Origin of the sequence: Dyadobacter sp. CY326, assembly GCF_021390515.1 — a bacterium.
Lineage (GTDB): Bacteria > Bacteroidota > Bacteroidia > Cytophagales > Spirosomataceae > Dyadobacter.
In genome coordinates this window covers 209,373-222,672 of the sequence record NZ_JAJUXI010000009.1, presented here as the reverse complement: position 1 = coordinate 222,672, position 13,300 = coordinate 209,373, and the positions used below count along the sequence as shown (strand labels likewise).

General features: G+C 42.9%; 6 protein-coding genes and 1 tRNA gene. 2 read left to right on the top strand and 5 right to left on the bottom strand.

Annotated elements, in window-relative coordinates; all coding sequences use genetic code 11:
* Positions 1–575 precede the first annotated feature (575 nt).
* Both LZG73_RS19045 and LZG73_RS19040 read left to right on the top strand, forming a co-directional pair.
* Positions 576–1,364 carry a DUF2971 domain-containing protein gene (locus tag LZG73_RS19045; RefSeq protein ID WP_233853497.1) on the top strand — a complete coding sequence of 263 codons (789 nt, stop codon included), beginning with the start codon at positions 576–578 and terminating at the stop codon, positions 1,362–1,364.
* Between the two features lies 1 nt (position 1,365).
* Positions 1,366–5,934, top strand: coding sequence for an NACHT domain-containing NTPase (locus LZG73_RS19040; protein ID WP_233853495.1), 4,569 nt, complete (start codon positions 1,366–1,368; stop codon positions 5,932–5,934).
* A gap of 59 nt (positions 5,935–5,993) precedes the next feature.
* On the opposite strand, the gene LZG73_RS19035 is transcribed toward LZG73_RS19040, so the two are convergent.
* The 5 genes from LZG73_RS19035 to LZG73_RS19015 form a co-directional block, all read right to left on the bottom strand.
* On the bottom strand, positions 5,994–7,214 hold the full coding sequence (locus tag LZG73_RS19035; protein ID WP_233853494.1) for a site-specific integrase: 1,221 nt from the start codon (positions 7,212–7,214) through the stop codon (positions 5,994–5,996).
* Positions 7,215–7,465: 251 nt separating this feature from the next.
* Positions 7,466–7,541 (bottom strand) — tRNA-His (locus LZG73_RS19030).
* 116 nt (positions 7,542–7,657) lie between these two features.
* Positions 7,658–8,266: a superoxide dismutase gene (locus tag LZG73_RS19025; RefSeq protein WP_233853493.1), complete on the bottom strand. Its 609-nt coding sequence runs from the start codon at positions 8,264–8,266 to the stop codon at positions 7,658–7,660.
* A gap of 61 nt (positions 8,267–8,327) precedes the next feature.
* Positions 8,328–8,786 (bottom strand): nucleoside deaminase, encoded by a 459-nt coding sequence (locus LZG73_RS19020; RefSeq protein ID WP_233853492.1) that lies wholly within the window; start codon positions 8,784–8,786, stop codon positions 8,328–8,330.
* Positions 8,787–8,860: 74 nt separating this feature from the next.
* Positions 8,861–13,252 (bottom strand): T9SS type A sorting domain-containing protein, encoded by a 4,392-nt coding sequence (locus LZG73_RS19015; RefSeq protein ID WP_233853491.1) that lies wholly within the window; start codon positions 13,250–13,252, stop codon positions 8,861–8,863.
* Between the last annotated feature and the right edge of the window lie 48 nt (positions 13,253–13,300).

Below are 13,300 nucleotides of genomic sequence, written 5' to 3'. Positions count from 1 at the left end.
TTTCTTCTCGCGAAAGGAAAAGTAGCCCGCAGCGATGACGGTATTGAACTGTTGACTGAAATGGGGAATCTTCCAGTGCTTCGCAGGCTGACCAGACGCGCAAAGCAAGCGGCTCATTTGGATTTCTGATCTCCGAAGCCTTGCTGGTTAGCCGATTTGCGAAGCTAGCTTATTGAAATAGGATTTACCTATCCTGTGTAAATTTGCCTTAGGATCAGGAAGTGTTTCGGGTAATATCTGTGTTAGTTGAAAAAGGTCGAGTTTGTTGGAAAATGGCCGAAGAAGGTTAATAAAGGTCGGGTTGGGCGTAGGCATGTTAACGAGGCTGCGAAGCCAGGAAGTCTATTCCTATGTTGGAATTTTTAACTTTCTTGGAACTAATATATTTACATATTAATGTATTACGATGGCCAATGCATGTGCCTACTAATTTCATCTTAAGCTCTATTACTGTGAGACTATTTAAATATGTACGTCCCGAGAGGACAGATATTTTAGAAAATCTATGCATCCGGTTTACGCAGGCAAGCGAGTTGAATGATCCATTCGAGCAGTTGTTAAACGTGTCTACCTTGATGACAGAATCTCAATATCGAAATGTTCTTCATCCACTGCTGACACATCCTCAGCTACAAGGAATTTTCAATGACTTTCCTTCTTATGTAATGGAGGAGAATTTCCCAATTCTCACTAAAGCCGAAAGACAACGGATACAAAAATTTGTTACTTCACCTGACCTTAAGATACTATTGAACGCCCTTGCGGATCCCGATGCTTTACCCAAATTAATAACCAAACAACCTGATCTAAGCAGCAATCTAAAAAATAATCTAAACACGAGATTTGGAATTCTAAGTCTTACAACAAGAAACGACAACCTGACCATGTGGAGTCATTATACTCTGGACCATAAAGGCTTTGTTATTGAGTTAAGCCCGGAGTCACAGATTTTTCAGAACACCAAGGCAAAGATTAAATTACTTAGAACAGTCCAGAAGGTCTCATACAAGAGGCATAGACCCAATGCGACTTTGCTAGATGCCTTAGATTCAAATAATGGCGATGGTTTCACGAACTTGTTAAAAAAGACTTTTTTGACAAAAAGCTTGGACTGGAAATATGAGCAAGAAATGAGAATGATGTCGGCGCTTACTGATGAAGATGTCCGAGAAATCTATCCTGGAATTTTTATTAGAGATTTGAGGCCTTCATCAATACTGAACATTTTTTTCGGAGTAAATTCGGATTCAGTTTTAAAAAGTAGGGTTATGTCAATCATAGCTCATCCTAACTTATCGCATGTTGGCGTTTTTCAAAGCCTCCTCCACGAGGAAGAGTATAAAGTGATTTTTGAAAGAATTTAATATGGACATAGTAACCTTTGAAAAGCCACCAATTGAAAAAGATGTTGAAAGACCTGTGGCTCTTGCTGGACAAGGATATCCATATAATCTAATAGCTAGTACCCGCAGATTCGAAGAGCTGATTTACAGTATTTGTAAGGCAAAAATATCCGACATTTTTGACGAGGGTTTTGACGGGTTCGATGAAGTAAGTCTAATGACAGGTGTCGCAGACAGAGGGCGCGATTGTGCGCTTTTTAAAAACGGAAAAGCCCATGGTCTAGTTCAATGTAAGAATTACAGTAAAAATTATAGTAAAGAAGACTTCGGCTTAGAGATGACCAAGTTTATCCTCTACAGCCTTTTAGAAAGAAAATTAATCTACGATAAGAAAGACTTTACTTATTATATCGCGGTCTCGACTGGTTTTACAGCAGAATGCTCCGAATTCATAGTCGATTTCCAGAATAATATTCAGAACGAAGCTAACCTAGCACGTTGGATTCAGAAAAATCTTTTATTGCCTACTCTTGCGCCGCTCAGGTTGCAAGATCGAGTTGAGGAAGTAAAGGATATTCTATCGTGCATTCGTGTAAAGAGAATTATTCCCCAGGATCTTGATGCCGATTTGAGTAAGCCAGCCTGCCTGACATTTATACCTTTATTTTTTGCTGTTAGAACAGTTACAGACAATAGCCTGATTGCCGAATTGAAAGATGTTTTGACAGGGAAGCTGACAAAGGAGAAAATTGTAAAGGAGCTGAACGCAGGTTCGGTTGGATTGGAAAGTGAGAGAAACGAGTTTGAGGGCATTCACCATTCGCATATCGACAGAAACGAGACAGAGGAGTTGTTTCAATGGATTTTGGCAGAACCGTCAAGGAACGGTGAGGGTAAGCCATTAAATGTTTGCTTACTCTCCGGTCAGGCAGGATACGGGAAGACTGTCATACTTAGAGATCTATATCACCAAGTTGCTCAACAAGGTACTCCTGTTTTAGGTCTCAAAGCAGATAAGTTGTATGCTTATACGATCTCGGATCTGCAAAAAAGCATTGGCCTGTCAGTTCCGGTGGTTGATTTTGTCGAAGCGAGTTGCAGTTACTTTCCGTTGACAGTGATATTGGTTGATCAAATAGATGCCTTGTCGCAATCGATGTCATCGGATCGTACTTTTCTCAATGTGTATCGATTTCTAATCGATAGTTTTGCGAATAAAGAAAATGTTAAAATTGTCATCTCGGTACGAACAAGTGACCTCCACTATGATCCCTCTCTTAGAGTCTTTAAAGATGTAAAGACGGTAACGGCCCAGCTTCTCAGCGACTCTCAGGTTATGGAGCAGTTTTCAAAAATCGGGATAGTGAAGGACTTGGTATCCCCAAAATTATTAGAATTGCTCAGAACGCCGAATAACCTTAACATTTTCTCGCGAATAGCGCGAAATGACAGTAGCTTACATGCTACAACAGTACAGGATCTATACTTCGAGCTTTGGAATAGTAAGGTAAGAAGTATCTCCGGCCCACTTCCGGTTAAGCCCGACACGGTAAAGAAAGTTCTTTACAATATTTCAACTGAGATGTTTAAGTCTCAACGTATAACTGTTTCAGTTTATCGCTTTGAAGATCATAGCGCAGAATTGAATTACCTTGAAAGCGAATATTTGATAAAAAGCGAAGGAAAGCAGCTACAATTCTTTCATCAATCATTTTATGACTTTGTCTTTTCAAAACAATTTGTCGAAGCAGGAAAGGATTTGCATGAATATATAATTAGCAATGAGCAATCTATCCATATTCGGTCAGCCGTAAAAATGATCTTGGCGTATCTCAGGGATTTCGATCCGCACCTTTACGCCGAAATGACTGATAAGATTCTATGGGATGATCAAGTTTTCTTCCATATAAAACACCTTCTTGTATCATCCATACTTTCGCAGGTTACGCCTACCAAATATGAATTGGGAGTCATGCTGAAAGCGTTTAACACATCCGTTCATTTTGCCACTTCGATTTTCGAGCAGGCCAGTGACATTGCATGGTTCAACTGGACTGCGAAGAATTCATTGATGGAATTTTTAAAAAGGGCAGATAAAATCCCCTTCCTTGCCAGTTGGGCAGAACCGTCCATTAATGAGCTGATCTCTATTGGGCACGCTTGTACAGGATTTCTCCTCAATTTTCTATCAAACCACAATCTTACAGCCGCTTGGGCATTTGCCAAAGAAATTCATGACCGGTCGGTTATAAAAAACATTTTATACTCATTGGAAAATTTTAGTAACCCGATCTTATGTGAGCTTTTTGAACGTTATTCCAGTTTCGAAGAGGATGATTCTTTTGGATACTATCATGTCTTAAATAAAATTTTGAAAACAAATCCTGCCTTTGTACTAAATAAGATTGAGAAAGCTCTGCCTTTACATTATAAGAGTGACAAGCGGGCAAGAGAATACGAAGAAAGCACGGTTCTTAAAAATCTGGCTAAAAGTGTTCCCGAAAAATTATTTCCTGTTTTGTTTGAGATCATCCGTATAGATATCGAGAAAACAATTTTGTTTGAAGATAACATTCTTGGAGACTATAAATATCGGACTATTGATCTAGACGAAGATTACTTGGAGAGAGGGGAGTTTCTTTATCGCATGACAGCCATATGTCTTCGTAAATCGGCTACGTCGAAGGCCGCCAGTTTTAATGCGTTTCTAAGCGCTCACAAAAAATCGGAATATTATTCAATATTAAGATTGTTAGTATTCGCATTTGGCGAAAATGAGGCTACTTATAGGAATGAGGTTTTCGATTTATTTACATTTTTTATGTATAGTCGCCAAGAAGACTTGGATTCCCCACTTGGATATGAGATGCGACAGCTATTAGAGAAAACATTTCCTTCCTTTGATAGAGGACAGACCATTTACGCCTCCAGAATAATTGAAAATATAGTTAATAACGATGAGATTTACTTTTATGATGATCCAAAATCAGGAAAACGCAAAATTCGATCTTTTTGGGGGCGAACAAAATATCCATGGCTTTTAAAACTGCCGAGTGATTTTTTGTTAGTAAATCCACTTTTGCATATGCAGCTTTTGGAGCTTAAAAGAAAATTCCCTGATTATCGAGATAATGAGCCAAGGGACGCTTCAATGAGAGGAGTGTACAGTCCCATTCCCGAGAAAGCTCATGAGCATATGAGTAAAATGAATTGGATAAAGTCGTTTAAAAAATATAATGGGGAGAGAGATAGATCGGGTGAACATATTTTTGAGGGTGGAGTAGATGAGTTAGCATCAGCATTCCAAGCTGCCGTTAAAAAAAATCCTACGATAGAAAAGCTAGATATTCTAAGCTCCTCAATTGACGATCCAAATATTGACATTAAGTATGTAATCTACGGTCTTCGTGGATGGAGTGAAAGTGCTGGGGATAGAATTAAGGCAATTCCTTTATTTAAACGATTATTAGAGAAAGATCATGAGCAATATCTTCGAGATCTGATTAGTATAGCTTCAAACCTGATTGGTACAGAAAATGATGACCTTGATGTAATTAATTTCTTGGTAAAGACTTCATTGCGGTTCAACGAGGACTTCCATAAAATGCAGATGGATGATAAAAAAGGTACATCAATACGGAAGTTGGCGACGATAGGCGTCAATACACCGTATGGGGCAGCAGCGAAAGTATTAGTACATGTTGAAGACTCAAAATTTATAGACCTAATTTTTGAAACCTTCAAGGAAATTCTTTTCAACGCGCCTGTTGAAGCCAGGGCGGCTGCACTATGTCAGTTTGCGTTTCTAATGAATCTAGATCGGGATAAAGCCTGTGATCTATTCGCTTCTATTGTGAATTCGGAAGGCGACATAGATGTGCTTGCATCGGCTATTTGGTCATTTCAATATATGGGAAATTACAATTTTGCTACTTTGCATCCAGCTTATTCTAAACTGGCAATCTCGAAGGATCTTGGTAATGAAGACAGTCACCACCTATTCATACTGTTGTATGGATCTTACATGTACAATCAGCCGGGGGCAAAGGATTTATTGTATTTACTTCTAGATAACAATAAACATAGCTGCTCAGGTGCTGTTATTGATATCATGAAGCATTACAATCAATTTTTAAATGAGAAGGACAAGAATGACGCTTTGCTAGATTATGTGCTAAGCAAATCGGAGGAGGAAGATTATGAAAAATTAAGTTGGAGCTTTTTAAATGCAGAACATTTAAGGCTAGACGATATTCATTTATTTCTGAGAAAGTATGTTCAGTCAAAGCATTTTACATTGACGGAATACTTCCTTGAATATTTAACGTTACAGTCTGGCCAATCACCATTTGTTGCAGTAGAGCTGTTCGAAAAGGCTATGAACAATAGTACTTTGAAGATACAGTCACGGCTCGCGCTCCGCTTAGACAATTCCCCTATGAAGTTTATTGTCGGGGCGTTCAATGCATTAAATGATAATGATGACAATAGTAAAGCGACGCGGAAAAAACTCCTCAAACTTTTTGATAAAATATTAATCGACTATCGCTTCAAAAATAACGCGGAGAAAGTACTAGAGGAGCTTTTGTAAAGACGTACCTTCACAAAAGCTCTCTTTGGTTACCAAACTTATAAAGAATTAATGATTTCCTACATCTCCTTCAACCGCTCCCGCAACCCCTTCATATCCTCACTAATCTTCACATCCAATATCTTAGCATAAATCATCGTCTGCTTCAAAGACCGATGCCCCAGCATTTTTGAAACCGTCTCAATCGGCACCTTATTACTCAGCGTAACCGTAGTAGCGAACGTATGCCGCGCGATGTGAAAAGTTAGTGTCTTGGAAATCCCGCACAGGTTAGCAATCTCCTTTAGATAAGCATTCATCTTCTGATTACTTAAAACCGGCAGCACAACGCCAGCCGCACAGCATTGCGGATGATCCTTGTACTTCTCGATAATTTCCAGCGCCGTATCCAGTAGCGGAATACGTGTAGGAGCATCTGTTTTCTGCCGGGTCGTGTCAATCCACGGCTCGCCGTCCATGCCGATGACAATGTCAGTCGTTTTCAATTGCTTCACATCAACATAAGCTAGCCCGGTGTAGCAGCAGAATAGAAAGATGTCCCGCACCTGGCTGATCCTTTCCACTTCAAAGACCTTTTCCGTTAGTCGTTTCAGTTCGTCCCTGGATAGCGGATTCTTAACGACTTCTTTCTTGGTTAGCTTGAAACCCTGAAACGGATCTTTCTTCAACCATTTGTTATTGACGCAGATCAGCACAACCTTTTTCAGATTGCTCATATACTTAATTGCCGAGTTATGGTTGCAACCTCGAGCGCTGCGGAGCCAGAAATTGAATTCAGTAATGAATTCATAATTCAAGTCTTTGATAGCCATATCGTCCTTCTTGTACTTCCACTTGATAAAGGAGGCGGTATGCTCCTTAGCGGTCTTATAACGCTTCAAAGTGAGCGGCGCGAACTCTTGTCCGACCAGAGCTTCCATCTGCTCATTATGGTGCGAAAAGACTTCGAGGATTGTACGGGTTTCATTGCTTTTGCCAAGCAAAATGTTTTTCAAGCCTTCGGCAGAAATTTCTATGTCATCCTCGATAAGAATTTTCTTGGCTTGGTAAACCTTCGCCGTGAGCATGTCCAAATACGCATTGAGCGTTTTCGCGTCTTCCTTGTTTCCGGCTGGTCGGCCAACTGAGGAATTCCACCTTTCGGTATTCCATAATTTCTTGGTAGATAGCTCGGCGACCTTGCCGTCGACGGTAATTCGCAGATAGATGTAGCGAACTGTTCCTTTTTGATTTCTGGCTGGCTTTAAATAGAAAAGCAGACCAAATGTTTTCTCCAACATAACTCAAGCGTTTAAAAGTGGTTAAATATCGAATTACCACGCTTGCCAATCAAGATGTTTACGCCGTAAACATCTTGTCTATCAATTTGTTATGCCGTTTCCAGTGAGTCTTTTTCTCAAAGTGAGTGAACTACACGAAAGACTCACTGAAAACATGGGAATTTTTGTTTTTTTTGATATGATCTGAAAAACAAAAATGCCCGCAAATCATTGATTTACAGGCATTTTGTTTGACTTTGAACTTATTTCAAGGGAGGGAGACGGGTCTCGAACCCGCGACCTCTAGAACCACAATCTAGCGCTCTAACCGACTGAGCTACAACCTCCGTTCTGAGGGAAGAAACCCCTTTCGAGGATACAAAAGTAGGAAAAGGTTTGAAGGTTGCAAGGCCAGCTGTGCACTTTTTTTTCAACCTTCAAACCTTTACCTAAATTCACATTCCTTATTTCGCCGCAACGTAAAGAGCGTCAGCAGCTTTCCAATCCACTACATTCCAGTATGCGTCTATGTAGTCGGGACGTTTGTTTTGATATTTTAAGTAATAAGCATGCTCCCACACGTCCAATCCGATCACTGGCGTTCCTTTTGCCTCTGCGATATCCATCAATGGATTATCTTGGTTTGGTGTCGAAGTTACAGCAATTTCCCCTCCTTCTTTCACGATCAACCACGCCCATCCTGATCCAAAACGGCCTGTTGCAGCTTTTTTAAACTCATCTTTGAAAGCGGCAAAAGAGCCGAATTTCGCTGTGATCGCCTGGCCTAATTCTCCTGTTGGTTCACCGCCTCCGTTTGAAGAAAGGGATTTCCAGAAAAATGAGTGGTTCCAATGTCCACCGCCATTGTTGCGAACCGGTGCTGGTGCTTTACTGATATTTGCGATAATTTCTTCTATGCTTTTGCCTTCCAGTTCGGTTCCTGCTATGGCTGCATTCAAATTGGTAACATATGCCTGATGGTGACGGTCGTGATGTATCTCCATGGTCAATGCATCGATATGCGGCTCCAATGCATTGTTTGCGTAAGGTAAGGGATCTAGTGTAAATGCCATTTTCAGTGTAGTTTAATGATTAAAATGTACTGTACCAGTTGGCTAACAGCAGAAAAAGCCTTTATGTTCTTAATTTCCTAAAAAATTTGAGCAACAGCTCCTGCGATTCATTACCCAAAATTCCTGTCGTAAGCCGCGTTTTAGGGTGTAAAATCGGTTTGCCCAACTTTGAGAATCCACGCTTTTCGTCGGCTGCACCAAAAACCACACGACTCATCTGGCTCCAATAAAGCGCCCCTGCACACATTATGCAAGGTTCGAGCGTCACGTACAATGTGCAGTCCTGCAAATATTTGGCTCCGAGGTTGTCGGATGCCGCCGTGATGGCGATCATCTCTGCGTGGGCAGTTACATCGTTTAGCTTTTCGGTCTGGTTATAGCCTTTACCAATAATTCTTTCACCGATCACGACCACGGCGCCAACGGGAATTTCGCCTTCGTCATAGGCGATTTCTGCCTGCCGCATTGCTTCTGCCATGAAAAAGTTGTCGAGAATGTCTGCCTGAATGTCTAGTTTCATGAAGTCTGTTAATGAAAAACGGGACACTTATCGCCATGCAATAAATGTCCCGCCAAATGTTGTGTTTATCAATTTTATGGTTTCAAAATACGAATAACCGTATTCTTATTGCCATTGGTTACCCTCAACAAATATAGCCCCGAAGCATATCCTGAAAAATCCACTTCTGTCGTTTTCTGACTAATGGATTTTACAGCTCTGGAACGCCCGTTCATATCAATGATCTCTGCGTTTGCAGCTTTTGGTGCAATGTTTTCTGTGATTTCAACCGTGCATTGCGATGTCACTAACGTTGGATAAACATTCACCCAATCAGCGGATTTCGGCGGTTCTACACCCAAAATCGGGTCAACCTGCACCCTTGCACTTCCTGCACCTTTTCCTGTCCCGCAGCCGTTTGTCACTTTCGAAATCGTGTAAGTTGTGGTCACTTTTGGTGAAAGCTTAAAAGTGTAAGGCGTTACCGACGCAGTGATCAGGGAATCCTTTGTGCCATTGCTCAATGTAAATGTCCACGGCGCTTTTCCAGTCGTTTCAATCTTCATATCGGCCTTGTCTCCAACCAGGATCGTCTGCGTGCCTGTGATGGTTGCAACGGGCAGCGGACTTGCTGTGATGGTGATCGCGCTCACGCTTCCTTTGACGGTAAAATCAGGATTTGGCCCGGAACTGATCACCCTTACAAAGTAACTTCCTGCAAGCGTCGTGTCCGGGAATGTTGCTGTTACGGAACTGGCCGTTGCCACAGATGGAATCGTTACAAATTTGGCATCGGCATTCTCTTTTGAAATCTGGACTTTGAATGTGTTTTCAGCTGGAAAATCGCCCGATTGCTGGAAAGGCAGATTGAATGTTTTACCTGCACAAGCCTCTGCCACAGATGGGTTACCCGAATTAATGGTCGGCACTTTCACCGTCACTAGCGCGCTTCCAATAGGCGTTCCTTTTCCGCAGGCATTGGCAACTTCTGTTAACAAATATGTTGTCGTTGTGATTGGCTTAACCGAAATCTGATGATCGGCCTGATCCGTCGTGTCCGTTTGTCCATCGGAAAGCGCATACATCCATGGACCATCACCGGTAAATTTGATTCTGATCGTTGCTGATTGTCCCAAATCAATGGTTGAGTTTCCGGAGATAGTTGCGGAAGGCAATGCTTTGATGTGAATCCTGATTTCTTCCTTCGGACTTTCGCATCCATTGGCGCCCGTTTGCGTTACGTAGAATGAATAGTCCTGAACTTTCTCTGTAAATGGCGTAAATGGCACACCCTGGAATTCCGTGTCCGTTGCATTGCGATACCATTTCAAAATTGACCCGGTTGCATCCAGCCTTGGCGCAGCCTCGTTTTGGCAATAAGCAAGTGCAGTTGTGGTTTGTGGTTTCGGCGTCGTATTAATTTTTACATCAATTTTCGCTCGGTCCCCAAAACATCCTTCCAAAGCCTGACCTACAAAATATGAAGTGGTGCCGCCTTCTGCCGTAGATGGAATCGGTGCATTGTCACTTGGATCGCCGCCTGTTGCATTCGTGCCATACCATTTCAAAACTCCATTGGTTACCGGTGTTGCTGTCAAAGGCTGCGCTGCTACAAACTGGCATATTTCGATCAATGGTTTCTCAATTCCTGGTAATCCCGGAAGTGGTTTTACACGTATTTTTTGAGCAACTCTTGGCATTGGACTTTCGCATCCTTTTGCCGAAACCTGTGTAGCGTAAGCAATTGTCTCACCTGCATTTTTTAAGTTCACAGGCGGTGGAGTCTTTGATGCGGTCCCGCCTGTTGAGGTAGTATACCAATTGACAGTGTTTCCGCTAGCGGGTTGCGCAACTAGCATGTAAGGTTTATCGTTACGTTCCTGACATTCCGCAGCAGAGACCGTTGGCAAAGCCGCAGGTAATTCATTTATGATAACTCTAATCTCGGCACGTGGACTTTCACAGGATAATCCGCCACTTGAAACCGTTTGGCTTACAAAGTATGAAACTGTTCCTACCGCTGTGGTAATGGGCTTTGGAGCGGCTGGTAGTGGATTTCCAACCGTTTCGCCGCTGTACCACTTCAAAGCGGTGCCCGAAGCTGTTAATGCAACTGCATTGGTTACGTCCTTGCAATATTCTATGTTGGCAACAGCTGGTTTGTCCGGTAAAGCTTTTACTTCAAAGCTTACAACTGCTCTTTCGCTTTCGCAGGTTTTTACAGTTTGCGTAACATAAAAATTCTTGATTCCGGCTGATGAAGCTTTTGGAATTGGCACTGTTTCTGAACCAACGCCCCCGGTTGCACTTTCGTACCATCTTAAACCAGTTTTTTGAGCGACCGCGCTTGATAGCAGTGATGATGGCACTGTTGTATTTAAACAAACTGGATCAATTGCTGAAACGGTCGGCTTTGCAGGAGTCACACAGGCATTCACCACAACAATGATCTCTGCTCTTGCGCTTTCGCACCCACCAACAGTTTGACTCACAAAATAACTTGTCGTTCCAGCTTTGGCAGTCGATGGTTTTGGTGCAGATGATAATGGCGAACCACCAGTTGCGTTTGCGTACCACTTCAAATTTGCTCCGGTTGCAGTCAGCACTTCCTCGGGATCGCCAACTGTGTAGCTTTTATTAGCAACTCCTGGCTTCGCAGGCGGTGTACAAGCACTAACAGTCACAACTATTTCAGCACGTTCACTTTCGCAGCCACCCACTGTTTGACTTACATAAAAACTTTTTGTTCCTGCTGTTGCAGTTGATGGTTTTGGAACGGAGGCCAATGGAGAACCGCCGGTTGCAGCTGCGTACCACTTCAAGTTGGTACCGGTCGCTGTCAAAACTTCTTCGGGATCTCCAACTGTGTAAGTTTTATTAGCAACTCCCGGCTTCGCAGGCGGTGTACAAGCACTAACAGTCACAACTATTTCTGCACGTTCACTTTCGCAGCCACCCACTGTTTGACTTACATAAAAACTTTTTATTCCTGCTGTTGCAGTTGATGGTTTTGGAGCAGAGGCTAATGGAGAACCTCCAGTGGCAGTTGCGTACCACTTCAGGTTGGTTCCGGTCGCTGTCAAAACTTCTTCGGGATCTCCAACTGTGTAAGTTTTATTAGCAACTCCCGGCTTCGCAGGCGGTGTACAAGCACTAACAGTTACAACAATTTCTGCACGTTCACTTTCGCAGTTTCCCAATGTTTGACTTACATAAAAACTTTTTGTTCCTGCTGTTGCAGTTGATGGTTTTGGAGCGGAGGCTAATGGAGAACCGCCGGTTGCAGCTGCGTACCACTTCAAGTTTGTTCCAGTCGCTGTCAAAACTTCTTCGGGATCTCCAACTGTGTAAGTCTTATTAGCAACTCCCGGCTTTGCAGGTGGTGTACAAGCACTGACAGTTACAATTATTTCTGCACGTTCACTTTCGCAGTTTCCCACTGTTTGACTTACATAAAAACTTTTTGTTCCTGCTGTTGCAGTTGATGGTTTTGGAGCGGAGGCTAATGGAGAACCGCCGGTTGCAGCTGCGTACCACTTCAAGTTTGTTCCAGTCGCTGTCAAAACTTCTTCGGGATCTCCAACTGTGTAAGTCTTATTAGCAACTCCCGGCTTTGCAGGTGGTGTACAAGCACTGACAGTTACAACTATTTCTGCACGTTCACTTTCGCAGTTTCCCACCGTTTGGCTTACAAAATAACTTGTTTTTCCAGCCGTAACAGTTGATGGTTTTGGAGCAGAGGCCAGTGGAGAACCGCCTGTTGCGGCCGCATACCATTTGAGATCAGCTCCTGTCGCAGTTAATGATTCTTCCGGATCCCCAATAGTGTAAGACCTATTAGTTACAACTGGTTTGGCTGGCGGCGTGCAGGCGTTGACCGTCACATCTATTTTTGCTCTTGCGCTTTCACAGCCGTTTGCGGCTTGGCTTACATAATAACTTTTGGTTCCTGCTGTGGTGGTTGATGGCGTCGGCGCTGTTGCTGATCCGGTTCCACCCGTGGCATCGTCATACCAGAGAAGACCGGTGTTGGGCGTTGCAGACAGTGCAACTGCTTTGGCTCCCTGCTCGTAGGTCACTGGAGTAAGAACAGTTGGCGCTGCCGGAATTGCATTCACTTTCAATGCCACACTCTCTGATCCGGTTGTCACTACAACCGAAAGCAATGTCGACACGACACGAATCTTATAAGCTGCTCCGGCGGTTGTTCCTGCGGGAATGGTTGCGGTGATTGGGGTTACTGCTGCGGTGCCGATTTCAATGGGAGCTGTGAATGCGCCGGAAGCGTCGGACAATTGCGCCACAAAAGCTGTTAAGGGAGCGACAGTGCCGGTTGTAGTAAATGGAACAGTCACATTTCCACCTGCGCAGACCTCTGCCGGACTGGGGGCACCCGTGGTAATTGCCGTTTGCCCAAATGAATTTACCACGCTCAAAAACGCGGCCAGAATCGTAAAAATACTCTTTTTAATAGATGTTCTGTTCATGTAATTGTCTTAATATCTTTCAGCTAACCAGTTAGTCTGGTAAAGTTA

Coding starts and splice junctions, on each gene's coding strand:
- LZG73_RS19045 (WP_233853497.1), top strand. CDS start 576: ATGACAGAATCTCAATATCGAAATGTTCTTCATCCACTGCTGACACAT.
- LZG73_RS19040 (WP_233853495.1), top strand. CDS start 1,366: ATGGACATAGTAACCTTTGAAAAGCCACCAATTGAAAAAGATGTTGAA.
- LZG73_RS19035 (WP_233853494.1), bottom strand. CDS start 7,214: ATGTTGGAGAAAACATTTGGTCTGCTTTTCTATTTAAAGCCAGCCAGA.
- LZG73_RS19025 (WP_233853493.1), bottom strand. CDS start 8,266: ATGGCATTTACACTAGATCCCTTACCTTACGCAAACAATGCATTGGAG.
- LZG73_RS19020 (WP_233853492.1), bottom strand. CDS start 8,786: ATGAAACTAGACATTCAGGCAGACATTCTCGACAACTTTTTCATGGCA.
- LZG73_RS19015 (WP_233853491.1), bottom strand. CDS start 13,252: ATGAACAGAACATCTATTAAAAAGAGTATTTTTACGATTCTGGCCGCG.